This window comes from Micromonospora palomenae (genome assembly GCF_007829925.1).
In the GTDB taxonomy this organism is placed as follows: Bacteria; Actinomycetota; Actinomycetes; order Mycobacteriales; family Micromonosporaceae; genus Micromonospora; species Micromonospora purpureochromogenes.
The window spans coordinates 1,490,443-1,505,615 of record NZ_VIXA01000001.1; the positions used below are offsets into that span (position 1 = coordinate 1,490,443).

A 15,173-nucleotide genomic window follows, 5' to 3' on the forward strand; every position below is an offset into this window, starting at 1 on the left:
GCGACCCCTACGACAGGAGGCCCGCATGGACCCTGCAACCCCGCCCACCACCATCGATCCCACCCCGGGCGGCCCTGAGGGCGACCGCCGCCCCGGCTACCTCTACCGGCAGGTCGCCGCCTACCTCGCCAGCCAACCCGACCAGTGGCTCAAGGTCGGCCAGGTCACCACCGCGATCGCCGCCCGCTCCACCGGCGCGGTGTTCGAAGCGTTGAAGAAGATGGCCGCCGCCGGCTACGCCAGCCACTCCACCGGCCCGCACCGCTTCCAGATCACGAAGGCGGGAATCGACGCCGCCGGGGCGATGCCACCGCCTGCCCCGCGTACACCCCGCAGTGGACGCGGGGCAGGACGGCGGCAGCCGGTCCCCCGCCCCAACGGCGACCTGTACTTTCCCCGCAAACTCGCGGGAGCCACCGATGTGGACGTGCTGCGCTGGCTACGTGAGAAGCGTATCCCGGTGCTGCTCTACGGCCCGCCGGGCACCGGCAAGACCGCACTCGTCGAAGCCGCATTTCCTGATCTGCTCACCGTCGCCGGGACCGGGGACACCGTCGTGGAGGACTTCCTCGGCAACTTCATCCCCCTCCCGGACGGCGGCTTCGAATTCGTCTACGGCCCCCTCGTCACCGCGATGCGCGAAGGCCGAGCGCTGCTGGTCGACGACGCCACCCTCATCGCCCCGAAGGTCCTCGCCGTGCTCTACCCGGCCATGGACGGCCGCCGGGTCATCACGATCCCCGGCTACCGCAACGAACGCGTTGACGCCGTCGACGGGTTCTACGTCATCGCCGGGCACAACCCCGGCGTGCACGGGGCCATCTTGACCGAGGCGCTCGCGTCCCGGTTCGACGTGCACATCGAGGTCACCACCGACTGGGACCTCGCCCGCCACCTCGGCGTCCCCGCACCCGCCGTGCAAGCCGCCATCGCCCTCAACACCGACCTCGCCGCCGGGCGGGTGTCCTGGGCGCCGCAGCTGCGCGAGCTGCTCGGCTTCGCCCGCGTCCGCAAAACCCTCGGTCTGCCCGCGGCGGTGGCCAACCTCGCCGGCCGCGCCCCCGAAGACGACCGCGAGCACGTCCTGGCCGCCCTGCGACAGCACTTCGGCAGCGAGATCACCGCGCTGACCCTCGGCAAGCAGCGCTAACCCCTGGAAGGGAGAACGTGATGCCTCATCCCCGTACACACCTGCAGCCCGGCACCGCCGCCCCTGCGATCGGCGACCCGGAGTGGCAGGAATGGAGCAGCGCGTGGACCCGACACATCCCGGTCCTGACCGGCCGCACCGGCCTGACCGTCACCGTCGCTCCCGGCGCCGGCGGCGGCGCCCCCGCCTGCTTCTACCCGGACGCCGGCCGCATCGAGGTCGACGCCACCCACATCGGCACCCCTGACGTCGCCAACCCCCGACGCGCCAGCCACAAACGCCTGGTGCCCACCGCCTACGGGCTCCTCGTCCACGAAGCCGCGCACGCCGCCCACAGCCGCTGGCGTACTCCGCCCGGCACGCCACCGGTCGTCGCCGCCGTCGCCGAGGTCCTCGAGGAGTCCCGCATCGAATACCGGCAGCGCAGCCGCCGACGCGGCGACCGCAGGTGGCTACGCCACACCGTCACCGCGCTGATCAGCGCCGACGACGCCCCCGTCGACGACGCGTGGCACGCCGGACACCTGGCCGGGCTGCTCCTCGCCCGAGTCGACGCCCGGATCATCACCGCCAAGGACATCAAAGGGGTCCGCGCCGCCGTCACCGCGGTCCTCGGCCGCAAACGTCTGCTGCAGCTGCGCGACCTGTGGCGGCAAGCGCACACCGTCGAGGACTCCGACGCCGACACCATGATCGACCTGGCGTGGCGGTGGTGCCGCATCCTCGGCATCCACCCCCACCTGCAGCCAGAGGTGCCACGCCCGGATCCGGGGATGTTCGCCGGCCAGCTCGCCCAAGCCCTGACCGACTACCTCGCCCACACTGTCGGGCTCACCCCCGCCGCATACCGGGCCCAGCAGATCAGCACGAAATTCTCCGCCCCGGCGACGTGGACCCGACGCGACCCCACCGACGCCGAACGTGGCGCCGCCCGCCACCTCGCCACCCGGCTGCGCCGCGCCCGCACGCATCAGCCCGAACCCGACACCCGGCCCAGCCTCATCCCACCCGGCCGGCTACGCACCCGCCACGCGATCACCGCCCAGGCGCAGATCGCCGCCGGCGCCATACCCACCGCCACACCGTGGCAGCGGCGCGCCACGCTGCCACCGCCGAAGCCGACCCTGCACCTGGGCGTCATCGTCGACGTGTCCTTCTCCATGCACCCCTACGCCGCACCCATGTCGTCGGCGGGATGGATCCTCGCCCACGCCGCCCGCAGCAGCGACGCCGTCACCGCCACCGTCGCCTTCGGCAGCGACGTCACCCTGCTCATCGGCCCCCGCAACCGCCCCACCCACGTGCAGGACATGGACACCTCCGGCGGCAGCAGCACCTTCGGCGACGCCGTGAAACTCGCCGACGAGCTGCTGCAGCTGCGTCAACCCGGCAGGCTGCGGATGCTCGCGGTCGTCTCCGACGGCGACCTCGACGACATTCCGGCCGCACAACGACTCGTCAGCACCCTGCACCGCGCCGGATGCCCGGTGCTGTGGCTGCGCCCCGCGGACCTGGACGGGCACACCTTCACCGACACCACCACGATCGTGGTCACCGACCCGGTGCAGGCCATCGACCACATCGCCAGCGCCGCCGTCACCGCCCTCGAACACGCCTGACAGCCCGGCGGCCCCGGCCGCCTCGGCCCGCTCGCCCTGACCCCGCCGTCACGCAGGTGGGCCTGCACCGCGCTGAGCGGCACACGTCGGGGCGCATCCCTGAATCGCCACTGGCCGTTTGCCCGGCCCCCTGCGCACCTCGGCGCGCCCGGGCACGGCCGATGTGCCGTGCCCGGAACTCACATCGACCTCTGGGAGACAACCGTGAGCCACTCGAACAACCGCCTATCGCTCGCCTCACCGGCCGACCTGCTCACCGCCGTGCCGTACCTGCTCGGCTTCCACCCGACCGACAGCCTCGTGCTCGTCGGCCTCGCCGGCCCCCGGGTCGTCGTCGCCAGCCGCACCGACCTGCCCGCACCCGGCGACGTCACCGAGTGGGCCGAGGCGATCGAGCCGTCGCAGCTCCGTCTGCTGCGCAACGCGGCAGCCACCCGCGCCATCACCGTCGGCTACGGGCCCGCCGCCGCCGCCGTCACCCCGGTCATGGACACCGTCACCGGGCGGCTGACCGCCGCCGGCCTCGACGTGCTCGACGCCCTGCGCGTCACCGACGGCCGCTACTTCTCTTACCACTGCTCCGAACCCGCCTGCTGCCCCGCCGACGGCGTGCGCTTCGACCCGGACCGCAACAACGTGACCATGCACGCGATCGTCGCCGGCTGCCACGCCCTGCCCGACCGGGCCGCCCTCGTGGCCAGCATCGCCCCCGCCACCGGGCGCAACCGCGCCACGCTCACCCGCGCCACCGCACGCGCCCGCGTCCGCCGCCGCGCCCTCACCACCAGCCAAGGCCCCGACGGGCTCATCCGCGCGGGCGAAGAGGCGGTCCGGGCCGCGTTCGCCCGCTACGCCGACGAGCAGGTCCTCACCGACGACGAGCTGGCCTGGCTCACCGTCCTGCTACCCATCACCGCCGTCCGCGACGCCGCCTGGCTGGCCACCGACTCGCTGCCCTGGCACACCGCCCTCTGGGCCGACATCACCCGCCGCGTCCACCCGCCCCTCGCCGCCCCACCCGCCACCCTGCTCGCCTTCGCCGCCTGGCGCCGCGGCGAAGGCGCCCTCGCCTCCGTCGCCCTCGACCGGGCCCTGACCGCCGACCCCACCTACACCCTCGCGCAGCTCATCGACCAAGCCCTCCGCGCCGGACTGCCCCCGTCCGTGCTCGACCGGTGACCCCACCCCGGCCCGCACACGCCCTGACCCACACCCCCTCTTGCTGGAGAACATCGATGTCTGAACCTCACCTCGACGTCCTGCACCGACTCCTGCAACACCAGGGCTACGCCCTCGCCCTGGACGAGCTCGCCCAGGCATGCGCGCAGCAGCCCGACGAGGTGTGCGCGCTGCTGTCGCAGGCCGCCACCATCGCCGCCACCCAGGCACAAATCACCGCCCTGACCGACGCCGCGAACCTGCTCTGCGACGTCCACGCCAGCGCAGACGCCGACACCGTCCTGTCCCTGCGCGAGCGCCTCGACCGGGTCGCCAGCGCCCTCACCACCGCCCTCGCCCAACGAGACAAGGCCACCGCGGCCCTCCGGCGCACCTGCCAGGCCCTCATCAGCACTGACAGCGCCCTGGTCACGACCTGCGACGTCACCAGCGCCGCCACCGGCCAGCCCGACGCCGCCACCACGCCCTGACCAGACCGCCGCGCCGGCCCCGCCCGAGGACGGCAGCGGGGCCGGCCCCTACCCGAGACATGAGGTAACCCGATGACCGAACCGACGACGACCAGCGCCCCACCGCCGACCCTCGAATCCGTCCTGCGCCAAGCCTGGGACGCCTTCCATCCCACCCAACCCGCGCCGCTGGGATGGCTCACCCACACCGCCACCCAGGTCCAGGCCTACCTGCACGAGCACCAGCCCGTCCCGCAGCCGCAGCCGCCAGCGGTCGAACTCACCGACCCGTCGGCGCAGCTCGGCGCCCACGTCTGGAGCGCGCTGCGCGACGCGGTCGCCGAGCATGACATCGACGTCGACGCCGCCAACCGGGTCCTGCACGCCGTGGACCTGCCGCTTCTGCCGCGCCGCTGGCAGGTCCGCCTCGCCCTGCCCATCCTCATCGAGGTCACCGCGACCAGCCGCGAGGACGCCTTCGACACCGCCGAAGCCGCCGTCGAAACCGCACTCACCAACGCCGAACTCGACGTGCACATCGAGTGGGACGGACGCGAACGCGACGACGCCAACCCCGGCGACCTCGACCCCGGCGCGGCCGAACGCCCCTACCCCGGCCAGTGACGGGCGACTTGATCCATACGGAAAGTCGAGCGTCACTGCTCGCGGTCGCCACCCCGGCGAACCCGACAGCGGCATCCCCACACCGCTGGCCGGGGTGGCGGCCACCCGAGCCGACACCGCTGCCGGAAGGCACCACACGATGACGCAGCCGCACCGACACGCCGTATCCCGCACCGTCACCGACGTCCTGCTGTGGCTGCTCGCCACCGATGTCGCCGCAGCCCACCAACCCCACCCCGAGCAGCCCGACCGCTGCGCCAATCTGCGCTGCACCGGCCAGCCGTACCCCTGCCCACCAGCCCGCGACGCCCACCGCGCCTGCCAGGCCGCCAACCGCCCCCGGCTACTCGCCCACGGCCGCGCACGGGTCACCGCCCCCGCCGCCGGCGGCGCAGCGGCACGCTTCGCCGGCTGGTTCCGGCCCACCCGCCCGGTCACACCGTCACCGCTGTCGATGCCGTATCCGCGTGCCGCCTGAGCGCGCCCCGCACACCGACATCTGCCCCCGTGGCAGCGGCGACGCGCCAGCCGCCGCTGCCCCCGACCCCCTCGGAGGAACCGTGAGTTTCCGTACCGAGTCGACCCTCGCCGGCTACGCCCGCGCGGCAGTGGACCTGCGCCTTCGCATGACCGAATACTCCCGCAGCCGATTCGCCCAGCAGTACCTACGGGCGTTTCTCGAACCCCGCCTCGCCCACGACCCCGACTACCCCGCCCGGCACAGCGACGTACTGGGCGCGTTCACCCGCGTCGCGCACGAGCCGTGGCAGCACGGCGAGCCCTACGTCCTCGCCCCGGCCATGACCGCGATCATCGCCGCCGCCGCGCAAGCCCTCGACCTCACCGGCGACGTCGTCGGCAACGACATAGCGCCCAGCGACGCCGGGGTGCTGTTCCTGCCGACGGCTGGCCGCCAGTCGACCGGCTCCTCATCGCCGTCCACCCGCCCGCCACGCAGACCTGACCGGATCGGGGGTACCCGCTGGGCAGCGCGTAACCGCGCACCTGGTCCTTCGCTCGCTGACCCCCACCATCGCCGGACGTAGCCCGCCCACCCTTACCCACCCCGACATGGCAAGGGGCGTCGCCGAATGGCGGCGCCCCTTGCACACGTGCAGCAGGAGAGACCATGAAACACCGCTCCGAGCCCGACGACACCGCCAGCGAAGGCCTCAGCGTCGGCGACCCCGACCTCGGTAAGTCACGGCTGCTGTGGCGGCAGTGCGATACCTGCGTGTTCGCCCCCGGCAACAAAATGCACCTCGCGCCAGGCCGGCTTCGCGACCTCGTCGCCGAAGCCCGAGCCCGCGAGTCGTTCATCGTCTGCCACTCGACACTGCCCCACTACAGGCACCCCGACGCCCAGCCCGCGATCTGCCGCGGCTTCGCCGACCGCTACCGCACCCAGGCACTGCAACTCATCGAACGGCTCTTCGGCTTCATCGAGGTCGACCCGCCGCAGGCCGACCCGCAGCCGGCCACACCCGACGCCGCCGCGCCATCACGTTGAAGCGCTTCGCGGGTCGGCTCGGCCATTGCTAACTGCCGGGCCCCTCTGCCCTACGGCCTGCCTTTCGGAAAGTTGGGTGGGGCGATGGCGAGGTGGACGGTGGCGCTGCGGTCGGCGACTATGCCGCCACCGTTGTGCACGCGGGCCGATTCGGCCAGCGCCCGACGCTGGAATTCCGTGGCGTCCGCCGGGCTCAATGCCTCGATGCTGTTCTACAGGTCCATCGCGTAAACCCGGACCTGGCGGCCCGTGTCCGGCTGCACCGTTTCGCGCTCCAGCGACATGCCCAGCTTGACCATCACCCGCGCGGACGCCTCGTTGCCGACGATGTGGATGCTGACCAGCCGCCGCAGGTCGAGCTCGGCACGAGTGTGGGCGACGACGGCCTGGGCCGCCTCGGTGGCTAGGCCCCGGCCCCAGTACGCGCGGCCAAGCCGCCAGCCGATCTCCACGGCCGGCATGATCTCGGGCAGGAAGGTCGGCACCGCCAGTCCGGTGAAACCGGCCAGCTCGCCGGTCTCCTTGATCTCCACCGCGTACAAGCCGAAGCCGTGCTCGTCCCAGTGCCGCTGATAGTTGGCCAGGCGCTCCGCGGTCGCGGCCCGGTCCAGGGTGCGGCCATCATGGATATAGCGCATCACCTCGGGCTGCGCGTTGACCGCGGCGAACCCGTCCAGATCATCGCTCTGCCAGCGGCGCAACAGCAGGCGCGGAGTCTCCAGGGACGTGGCATCAAGGGAGCTTGTCAGGTCAGGCACGTCCCCTTCGTAGCATTCCGGCGCCCACGGGGCGATGGACTATCCGGCCGGGAAGCTGCCGGTCAGCCGGCCAGGAAGGTGCCGATCCGGTCGGACCAGGTGGGGACGTCGGCAGCGGTTGCCGAGACGTGCAGGTGCGCGTCTGGCAGGACCCTGGCCAGCAGTTCGAAGTGGTAGGCGGTGACGAGCCAGCGTCCGCTCATCGGCAGTTCCGGATGGCGAGCGGCAGCTCCAGCCGTCACGCTGCGTGCCGCGCGGATCGCGGCTACCTGTTAGCTGGTGGTACGACCGCAGCCAGGCCAGGCTTGGTCGAGGTGACCGGTGGGGTCGCTCTCATCGCGGCTGCCCACCGCAGGTTGGTGTGGCTCTCATCTGGCGTGCGTCCCGCCGGTCACCGCGGCGGAGAGAGGCTCAAGAGGGGACTGTCCGGCTCAAGGTAGCGCTGCCCTCCCGTCGACGAACACCGTCGGATCGAGGGAGGACACGATGGCCCAGGTCATCATCGGCGTGGACCCGCATAAGCGTTCCGCCACCATCGAAATCATCAACGCCCGGGAGAAGGCGCTCGGGCAGGGCCGGTTCGGCACCGACCGCGACGGCTACCAGGCCATGCTCGCCGCCGGTCGCAAGCACAAGGACCGCCTTTGGGCGGTCGAGGGGTGCAACGGCATCGGCCGGCACGTCGCTCAACGCCTGGTCGCTGACGGCGAGACCGTCGTGGACGTTCCCGCGAAGCTGTCCGCCCGGGCCCGGGTGTTCGCCACCGGCCAGGGCCGCAAGACCGACCCGGTCGACGCCCGCAGCGTCGCTGTGGTCGCCCTGCGCACCGAAGGTCTACGGCAGGTCGTCACCGACGACACCACAGTCGCGTTACGGCTGCTCGTCGACCGCCGTGACCAGCTCGGCCGCGCCCGCACCGACGTGGTCTCCCGGCTGCACCACCTGCTACTCGAACTGGTGCCCGGCGGCGCGAAGAAGGACCTGTCCGCCCAGCAGGCCCGCGCCCTGCTGGGCACCGTGCGCCCGCGCGACGTGGTCGGCAAAACCCGTCGCCGGCTGGCCTCCGAGCTGATCGGCGAACTCGTCGTCATCGACAAGAAGATCAAAATCGCGAAACAGGAGCTCACCGACCTGGTCAACAGCACCGGCAGCCAGCTAATGGACCTGACCGGCATCGGACCGTCCGGCGCCGCCCGCCTGCTCGGCGACATCGCAGACATCGCCCGGTTCACCAGCCGCGCCCACTTCGCCTCGTGGAACGGCACCGCACCGATCGACGCCTCGTCCGGCGACCAGAACCGGCACCGGCTCTCCAGAGCCGGCAACCGGCGCATCAACCGGGCGCTGCACATCATGGCCATCGTCCAACTCCGCCGTGACACCGAAGGCCGCCGCTACTACCGGCGCAGACTGGCCGCGGGCAAGACCCCGATGGAGGCCCTACGGGCACTGAAGCGGCGCCTGTCCGACATCGTCTACCGGCAGATGGTCGCCGACGCGAAGCTGGTCAGGACGGGTCCGGGAGGACACGCGGGGGCGACTCTGCAATCCAGCGCGGCCGACCTGAACCCCGAGATCGACACTTCGGAAAAGTCACTTCCCGGACCCGCCACACCCCAGCCTAGAACAACCCTCGCCGCGGCCTCTTGACACAGAGGGGTGCCAGATCCGGACGCCGGCTCGGTCATTGACTGGTCACCGATGGGAGGATCGGCCGTGTGATCGAACTGCCTGAGGGTTCTTGGTGGGATTGGGACGTGCTGCACTTCGATGGCTCCCAGCTTCGGTTGGCCGCGGGACACGACCTGACCTACCACCATGGTCTCGAGGTGGTCTTCACAGACGTCGCATACCTGGCCTGTCCGACCCAGTTCCGGGATCCTCGGTTCCGGGAACCCACCCTCGACGAGCGCGCATTCGTACATCGGCATGTCGGTGAAGAACCACCAGTGATCGTTGCCTTCGACGTCGATGCACCAGCTGGGGGTGTTCTCACCTGTCTCCTCGCAGCAGGGTCGGTTGAGGTGGTACCCGGCCTGGTCTACCGCTACTGGCGCGACAACCTTGCTGCGGGAGAGCGTCCGGCTCCGCACGTGCTGCCGCCGGAGCAATCGTAAGGTGCGCACGTCGCCGCAAGCCGCGACTGCTACTGACGGCGACCGCAGCGCAGAGCGCGCACGATCGGCGGCAGAAGCGGATGTTCGGTGTTGGCTCTCCGCTGCGATTATGAGCCTGTGTTACATCACACTGAGGCTGTTGACTTTTTGCGTCGCTACGACGGCGTGCCGCCGGAGATCCTGGCCGATGGGACTTGGTTGCTTGAGCGGCGAACCTTCTGGGCGAGCCTGATGTACGGCTTGGCTGAGGAGGACCTCCTCGATGCTCTGTTCGGCAGTGGTGAAGAGGTCTGGCTGACTGACCAGATCGACAATCTGCATGAAGAGATCGAACAGTCCGGTAAGTGGCCAGTGCTCAGGCTCGGAACCCAGGCTTCAGACTTCGCGATGGTCGCCTGGCATGGTCACGGCACGGAGGGCTACGACTTCGTCGTTTTGCCTGGTGGCGATCGGTGTATCAGCGTGGCAAGTGTCGAAGGCGGCTTCTACGGACCTGGGTTGTCCTGGCCGGAGGCAGAGAGGCTGATCGGGCGAGGGCGTCTCGGCTCAACTGCTCAGCGTCTGCTTCTGCTTCTGCGCGCGCTGGGGGACGCGGATATGCCGACGGACGTGGTGGGACAAGTTGCCGAAGCACTGTTGGCCGTCGGCAACGCCACGTGCTCCTACGAGATCGCTGTGGAGGCCGCTCAGCAACTGCTCAAGGATGAAACGCGGTGGACTATGCACGGTGAAGTACTGCTTTGCGACGGTAGACATGCGGTTCGCCGGCCGGGCGGGCTGCCTCCGGAAGATCTGCTCAAGCTGACGCGGGCACTGCAGTAACGCCGTGCCTCAGTACCTCCTCGGCCCGGGTTTCCCGGCTGACCGGGTGCACTCTCCTCGGCAGAAGCGGATAGGCCAGCCCTCTCCGGCCGCCCCGCGTTCACAGCGGGTAGCCAACGAGCCAGGGCATCGTGTCACGCATCAAGTGAAGCCAGGACGTAACCCATCAAGCGGAGTACGACAGCTGTCGTACTCCGGTTGATGCGTTAAACGTTGGCTCCGCTTGATGGGTTACGCGGTCCCCTATCCGCTGGCTACCGACTGTGAACCTCTGGCCGAAGACGCGGATGCGGCAACATTCGCTTCTAGCCGATGAGCGAGCGGCGATCGAATTCCTTCTGGCGGCCGTCGAAGTTGGGGCACCGCAACTCACTTGACTGGTGCGGTCCGCCCGCGATTGGGTGGCGCCGTGAGCAAACTGTGGACCGCCCCCGAGGGCGACCCCAGGACCTTCGGTCAGCCCGTCGGCGAAAAGGCGACCTACCGGGAGTACCTCGGCAACTACCGTCTGACCATAGAGATGAAGTGCGGCGGACTGGACGCCGAGCAGCTCGGTCGACGCTCGGTGCCGCCCAGCACCCTGAGCTTGCTCGGCCTGGTCCGCCATTTGGCTCAGATGGAGAACCACTGGTTCCAGCGTGTGCTGCAAGGGCGGACCGACGCACCGTGCCTTTACAAGCACGAGGACGACCCAGATTGGGACTTCGGGGGCGCGGTCCCCGACCCAGCGGTGGTGAAGGACGCCTTTGCAACCTGGAAGGCCGAGATCGCCAAGGCGGACGAATGGCTCGACGCCCTCGAGGAGGCCGACCTGGGCCGCGAGGTGCCGGCCGACGGTGGCAGCCACGCCACGCGCGACGTGCTTGTCCACGTGATCGAGGAGTATGCGCGGCACGCTGGCCACGCCGACCTCCTGCGCGAGTGCATCGACGGGCGAACCGGCCTGTGACCCACCGGGGCGGTGGGTCAGCATAAGGACCGCCGTCAGGATGCAACCTCACGGTGAGGAACGGCGGTGAAGCAGAACCGGGGCGGCCCGGAGCCAGTGGGTAACAAACTGGGTGACGATCACGACGGACACCCGTGGACGCGTCGGGGCGAAGTCGGATCGTCTCAGCAGTTCAGCCGATGCTTCAGGGCAGTTCGGAGGGCCGTGTTGGTTGCCTGGGGGTCAAGGAGTCGTCGGGGCCGCACCGACACCGGCAAAATGGTGGCGTGAGGACCGAGCCCGTCACCGCAGGTCGAATGGAGTTGGTGGATGACCTGGAAGGGCTGCCCGGCAGTTCCGGCGGCTGTCTTCTTGCCCTGACGTTGGAGGATCCAGTCTTCCTTCGTGGCGGCGACGTCTGGTGGGTTGAGGACGAGGTGCTGTATGTCCAGCGAGGGGGATGTCCCGGCTGTGGCGCACCAAGGTCGCCTCAAATGGCGTCGGAAGTGGTAGCGCGGAGCGTCCTGTGGGGCACACAGGGGGCACAAGACACCGTGAAACGTCGTCAACCACCGAACAACCATGAGAGCCCGAGACGCCGGGTGAGCAGGTACCGGACGGTGTCGTCGCTGGTAGCTGGATCGCGGCTCTCAGTTCCGCTTCAACTCAACGCGGTCGACGGTGGTCGGGTCCCTGGCGCGGTCCCTATTGCTGGTCGCGCGGGTTCAGGTCCGCGGTGAGGTCGGCCGCCTGGTCGGCCATGTGTTGGCGTTCCTCCGGGTCGACGTTCTGTTCCCATTCGCGGAAGCGGTGGTAGCGGTCGAGGAGCATGCCGCCGTAGGCGTCGGTGGCGGCGACCTGCCGGAGGTCGGTGTGGCCGGCGAGGACGTCGCGGGCCATCTCTTGGAGGTCGTCGCCGGCGACACCGTCGCGGAGCCGGGTGAGGCTGGCGTGGAGGAGCTTGGCGAGGCCCTGGTTTCCTTCGGTGAGGTCGAGGAACTGCCGCTCTGGATGCGATTCAGGTTGCGTCATGGAGCACCGGGCTTGTGTAGGGCTGGTCCGGCAGGGAGACCTTGGACAGGTCGCCGCCCTGCTCGGCGAGGGTCTTGATGAAGCTGAAGAAGCCGAGGTTGAGGGTGCCGCTGGCTTGGATCTTCAACGCGGCGTCGTTGACCTTCTTGACCAGTTCGATGGCTTGCCAGGTGGCGATGCCGTAGCCAGCGACGGCACCGACGCCGGTCTCGATGAGCGCGGTGCCGGCGGCGGCGCTAACGCCGATGATGATGGCCTTATCGATCATCATCTTGATGAGGCCGCCGATCATGTCGGCCAGGAGCCAGATGGCCCGCGCGGCTTCGTGGTACTTCTCCTCAACCTGGGCCAGCACGACGTTCTGCTGAACCGCTGCCGTCCCAAGCTGCCGGAAGTAGACGAACGCGGCGTCGGCGGCCTGCCCGTCCCACTGTTGGTCCAGCTGGGAGGAGACCAGGCTGACGTTCTGGCCGAGGGCTTGCAGGCTCTGACCGAGGTTGCCGTAGGCGTCGCCTGCCTTATAGAAGCTCTCCCAGTCGCCCACGAAGGCGTTGCTGATGGTGCCGATCACGTCGTAGCCGGCGACGTCCTTGATGATCTGGTTGACCCAGTGGGAGATGGAGAAGGCATCGAGGATGCCGATGGGATTGGCGAAGCCCTTGGTCAGTGAGGCGTCTGGTTGCGCAGGCTCGACGAGAAAGTCTGTCGGCTCTCTCATGGCATGTTCCCGCCGAGAGGGCGCCCGCCGGGCAGTTCGTAGCCGCTGCGGTCGGCGGTTGGGTAGGTGGCGTCCAGTCGGGCGGCACTGCCGGTGTCGGTGCGCCGGTAGTAGTCGGCGGTGCCTTGGAGCGCGTCGCGTGACTTGCCGAGCAGCTCCATCAGGTGCGTGAGCCGCTGGTTCATCTCGTCGACGAGCCTTTGATGTGCGGGCCATGCTTCGTTGAGCAGTCCTTGACCGTGCCAGGGCATGTCGGTGTGCTTGAGGATGTAAGCGCGGGCGGTCTGCGCGTCGAGGCTCGCGTCGTTCAGGCGGGAAGCAGCGCGTTCCAGCGCACCAGGTTCGACGGAAAAGCTCACGACAGACGGTCCCCGATGATCCCCGTCACGACGAGCAGGATCGCGGCGGCGAGCAACGCGAGGGCCATGACTCGACCGCGCCGTTTCGACTCGGCGCTGCTGGACGCGCGGTAGACACCGAGACCCGCCACGGCAGCGACGCCGAGGGGAATTGCTACCGACGCGAAGCGGAAGAACGACCAAGTGCTGAAAGTCCCGTCGTCGCCGGCGATCGCCAGCTGGTAGACGAGGAAGCCTAGGCCGACCACGCAGAAAAAGAACAGCACCATCGACACCAGAGCGACGCTCTTGCGGAAGTCATGCCACTGATCCAGCTTCTCCGGCACCGCCGTCACCCGATCCGTCTGCCCCGTCTCACTCACGCCCGCACCATGCCACAGCGCGACCACCGAGCGCGACCCCGCTCTCACGCAGACGATTAGCTGTCGACATGTAGACCGCCGTTACGCCGAGGTTGCCACCATCGCTGTTGGGGACAGCAGCGCGCCAACGGACAAGATCCGGAACACTCACGGAATGATCAAGCGCGTCGTCGGGGAGCCGTCGGGGGTTTGTCCTGGTAGGGCGAGGGGTGGCCCGGCAGGCGCTACACCCTTCCTAAGCCGTGTGTCGCAGGGCCTCCAGCAAGGCTGGCTTGCAACCCTCGCGGATGGGCAGGCATGCCGGTCAGCGTGCGAGCCTGTCTAGAGCGGCGGATATGGCGTCGTCGGGCGCGTCGGTTCGGACATGGCGGATGACGGCGCCGTCGGCGTTGACGAACGCGATCACGCCTGACTGCGCCGCGTCGACCTCTGCCATGTCGAAGAACCAGACTGCCGGCCGGGGGATCGCGGCATAACCAACTGGAACCGTAACCTGGCCGGCCTCCTGCTCGATTTCCGCGATTGGTGCCGGGGCATCTTTGGACCCGAACGGCTTCCACACCAGGCCAATGACGGCCGGCCGGGGACTGGTGGTCAGCGCAAGGACGCGCTGAATCCCGGTGAGCACGTGCGGCACGTCACCGACCACGACCACCACGGGCTTGCCGAGGTACGCCGTCCAACGGAGGTCACCGCCGCCGAGCCGGCCCACGGTGAAGTCCGGCACCTGCATTTCCCCGACCGGTTCCGGGCCCTCGTCGGGTTCCATGCGACCGGTGTCGCCCGGGTTCTTCCCGCAGGCAGCTTCGATGACCTGCAGGGCCACGGTGTCCGGCGGCGGAAGCGCCGCACGGGAAAGCTCCGCCCCAACCTCGCGCAGCTGCTCCGCCGCGGCGACGGCGGTCGCGTTGTCATCACCGGTGACGGCGACAGTGACCAGCGAGTCACCGGTGAGCAGGACGAGCGCACCGCCGAAATGCGCGGCTGGGACGCCACGGACCGGCGGCAAGCGGCTGCAACCGACGGCCATACTCCACGCTGAGAAGTCGAGCGGCTGATTGATGACGTCGACCGGGGGCGAACACCCGTCAACGACCGCGCGACATGTCCCGTAGATCGCATCGACCCGGCCGGTGTCGTCCGCGCCCACCTCGGTCAGCGGCCAGTCACGGAACCGCGGGCCGAGGTAGTAGACCGGCCGTTCGGCCCCGGCGGCGATCTCGCTGAGGCGCTCCTCAACCTGCTCGGGTTTGGGTGACGTGCCGGTCCCGCAACCGGCAACTGCAAACATCAACACGGCGGTCAGCCACATCGGTGGCGCCCGCCGACGCACCGTCATATACCAAAAGTAAGACCGCCCCCGATGCGGGGAAGGACCGGAAGGCTAGCGACTCATGTCGTAGTTGACACGTGGTGGACAAGATGACGAGGGGCCTACCGGCTGGTGGGGCCCCTGTCGGCGCGGTTGTGGGGTCAAGGAGGCACCGCGTCAGCAGAAAATCAGCGAACGCTGTGGTGCGCGACCGACTCCAATGGTCACAGCCGG

Annotated in this window: 19 protein-coding genes; 12 read left to right on the forward strand and 7 right to left on the reverse strand. The window is 69.5% G+C overall.

Features of this window, described 5'->3' with window-relative positions:
* Positions 1-25 precede the first annotated feature (25 nt).
* From FHX75_RS31935 to FHX75_RS06750, 8 genes are all read left to right on the forward strand, one after another.
* Positions 26-1,150, forward strand: coding sequence for an AAA family ATPase (locus FHX75_RS31935; protein ID WP_154937149.1), 1,125 nt, complete (start codon positions 26-28; stop codon positions 1,148-1,150).
* A 20-nt stretch (positions 1,151-1,170) separates the two neighbouring features.
* Entirely contained in the window at positions 1,171-2,769 is a 1,599-nt protein-coding gene (locus tag FHX75_RS06720) for a vWA domain-containing protein (protein WP_154937150.1), read from the forward strand.
* A 204-nt stretch (positions 2,770-2,973) separates the two neighbouring features.
* Positions 2,974-3,948 (forward strand): DUF4192 domain-containing protein, encoded by a 975-nt coding sequence (locus FHX75_RS06725; RefSeq protein WP_170285300.1) that lies wholly within the window; start codon positions 2,974-2,976, stop codon positions 3,946-3,948.
* Between the two features lie 56 nt (positions 3,949-4,004).
* Entirely contained in the window at positions 4,005-4,418 is a 414-nt protein-coding gene (locus tag FHX75_RS06730; protein WP_154937152.1) for a hypothetical protein, read from the forward strand.
* Positions 4,419-4,490: 72 nt separating this feature from the next.
* Positions 4,491-5,021 carry a hypothetical protein gene (locus FHX75_RS06735; protein WP_154937154.1) on the forward strand — a complete coding sequence of 177 codons (531 nt, stop codon included), beginning with the start codon at positions 4,491-4,493 and terminating at the stop codon, positions 5,019-5,021.
* A 139-nt stretch (positions 5,022-5,160) separates the two neighbouring features.
* Entirely contained in the window at positions 5,161-5,499 is a 339-nt protein-coding gene (locus FHX75_RS06740; RefSeq protein ID WP_154937156.1) for a hypothetical protein, read from the forward strand.
* A gap of 82 nt (positions 5,500-5,581) precedes the next feature.
* On the forward strand, positions 5,582-6,067 hold the full coding sequence (locus FHX75_RS06745) for a hypothetical protein (RefSeq protein WP_154937159.1): 486 nt from the start codon (positions 5,582-5,584) through the stop codon (positions 6,065-6,067).
* A gap of 83 nt (positions 6,068-6,150) precedes the next feature.
* Positions 6,151-6,531 carry a hypothetical protein gene (locus FHX75_RS06750; RefSeq protein WP_154937160.1) on the forward strand — a complete coding sequence of 127 codons (381 nt, stop codon included), beginning with the start codon at positions 6,151-6,153 and terminating at the stop codon, positions 6,529-6,531.
* Between the two features lie 212 nt (positions 6,532-6,743).
* Here the strand turns inward: FHX75_RS06750 and FHX75_RS06755 are convergent, their stop codons facing one another.
* Positions 6,744-7,289: a GNAT family N-acetyltransferase gene (locus FHX75_RS06755; protein WP_211364351.1), complete on the reverse strand. Its 546-nt coding sequence runs from the start codon at positions 7,287-7,289 to the stop codon at positions 6,744-6,746.
* A gap of 62 nt (positions 7,290-7,351) precedes the next feature.
* Positions 7,352-7,492, reverse strand: a complete 141-nt coding sequence (locus FHX75_RS06760; protein ID WP_211364352.1) for a hypothetical protein — start codon at positions 7,490-7,492, stop codon at positions 7,352-7,354.
* A 118-nt stretch (positions 7,493-7,610) separates the two neighbouring features.
* Between FHX75_RS06760 and FHX75_RS06765 the strand changes: the two genes are divergently transcribed.
* The 4 genes from FHX75_RS06765 (at position 7,611) to FHX75_RS06780 (ending at position 11,177) form a co-directional block, all read left to right on the forward strand.
* The gene (locus FHX75_RS06765) at positions 7,611-8,939 is read left to right on the forward strand and encodes an IS110 family RNA-guided transposase (RefSeq protein ID WP_246157741.1); all 1,329 of its coding nucleotides are present in this window, start codon (positions 7,611-7,613) and stop codon (positions 8,937-8,939) included.
* 68 nt (positions 8,940-9,007) lie between these two features.
* Positions 9,008-9,406, forward strand: coding sequence for a hypothetical protein (locus tag FHX75_RS06770; RefSeq protein ID WP_154937164.1), 399 nt, complete (start codon positions 9,008-9,010; stop codon positions 9,404-9,406).
* 147 nt (positions 9,407-9,553) lie between these two features.
* Complete coding sequence (locus FHX75_RS06775; RefSeq protein WP_154937166.1) at positions 9,554-10,228, forward strand: hypothetical protein; 675 nt, start codon at positions 9,554-9,556, stop codon at positions 10,226-10,228.
* A gap of 409 nt (positions 10,229-10,637) precedes the next feature.
* Entirely contained in the window at positions 10,638-11,177 is a 540-nt protein-coding gene (locus tag FHX75_RS06780) for a DinB family protein (protein WP_246157743.1), read from the forward strand.
* Between the two features lie 684 nt (positions 11,178-11,861).
* Here FHX75_RS06780 and FHX75_RS06785 read toward each other — a convergent pair.
* The 5 genes from FHX75_RS06785 to FHX75_RS06805 all read right to left on the reverse strand — a co-directional run bounded on the left by FHX75_RS06785 (position 11,862) and on the right by FHX75_RS06805 (position 14,966).
* Positions 11,862-12,188, reverse strand: a complete 327-nt coding sequence (locus FHX75_RS06785; protein ID WP_154937168.1) for a hypothetical protein — start codon at positions 12,186-12,188, stop codon at positions 11,862-11,864.
* On the reverse strand, positions 12,175-12,906 hold the full coding sequence (locus FHX75_RS06790; RefSeq protein WP_154937170.1) for a WXG100 family type VII secretion target: 732 nt from the start codon (positions 12,904-12,906) through the stop codon (positions 12,175-12,177). Before FHX75_RS06790 ends, FHX75_RS06785 begins: the two co-directional genes overlap by 14 nt.
* On the reverse strand, positions 12,903-13,265 hold the full coding sequence (locus FHX75_RS06795) for a WXG100 family type VII secretion target (RefSeq protein WP_154937172.1): 363 nt from the start codon (positions 13,263-13,265) through the stop codon (positions 12,903-12,905). The genes FHX75_RS06790 and FHX75_RS06795 overlap by 4 nt, the downstream gene beginning before the upstream one ends.
* Positions 13,262-13,654, reverse strand: coding sequence for a hypothetical protein (locus tag FHX75_RS06800; protein ID WP_246157746.1), 393 nt, complete (start codon positions 13,652-13,654; stop codon positions 13,262-13,264). Before FHX75_RS06800 ends, FHX75_RS06795 begins: the two co-directional genes overlap by 4 nt.
* A gap of 277 nt (positions 13,655-13,931) precedes the next feature.
* Positions 13,932-14,966 (reverse strand): hypothetical protein, encoded by a 1,035-nt coding sequence (locus FHX75_RS06805; RefSeq protein ID WP_154937174.1) that lies wholly within the window; start codon positions 14,964-14,966, stop codon positions 13,932-13,934.
* Positions 14,967-15,173: the final 207 nt, after the last annotated feature.

What these genes read in the sequence shown, in the direction of transcription:
- FHX75_RS31935 (WP_154937149.1), top strand. Translation starts at nt 26, where the DNA reads ATGGACCCTGCAACCCCGCCCACCACCATCGATCCCACCCCGGGCGGC.
- FHX75_RS06720 (WP_154937150.1), top strand. Translation starts at nt 1,171, where the DNA reads ATGCCTCATCCCCGTACACACCTGCAGCCCGGCACCGCCGCCCCTGCG.
- FHX75_RS06730 (WP_154937152.1), top strand. Translation starts at nt 4,005, where the DNA reads ATGTCTGAACCTCACCTCGACGTCCTGCACCGACTCCTGCAACACCAG.
- FHX75_RS06735 (WP_154937154.1), top strand. Translation starts at nt 4,491, where the DNA reads ATGACCGAACCGACGACGACCAGCGCCCCACCGCCGACCCTCGAATCC.
- FHX75_RS06740 (WP_154937156.1), top strand. Translation starts at nt 5,161, where the DNA reads ATGACGCAGCCGCACCGACACGCCGTATCCCGCACCGTCACCGACGTC.
- FHX75_RS06750 (WP_154937160.1), top strand. Translation starts at nt 6,151, where the DNA reads ATGAAACACCGCTCCGAGCCCGACGACACCGCCAGCGAAGGCCTCAGC.
- FHX75_RS06760 (WP_211364352.1), bottom strand. Translation starts at nt 7,492, where the DNA reads ATGAGCGGACGCTGGCTCGTCACCGCCTACCACTTCGAACTGCTGGCC.
- FHX75_RS06785 (WP_154937168.1), bottom strand. Translation starts at nt 12,188, where the DNA reads ATGACGCAACCTGAATCGCATCCAGAGCGGCAGTTCCTCGACCTCACC.
- FHX75_RS06790 (WP_154937170.1), bottom strand. Translation starts at nt 12,906, where the DNA reads ATGAGAGAGCCGACAGACTTTCTCGTCGAGCCTGCGCAACCAGACGCC.
- FHX75_RS06805 (WP_154937174.1), bottom strand. Translation starts at nt 14,966, where the DNA reads ATGACGGTGCGTCGGCGGGCGCCACCGATGTGGCTGACCGCCGTGTTG.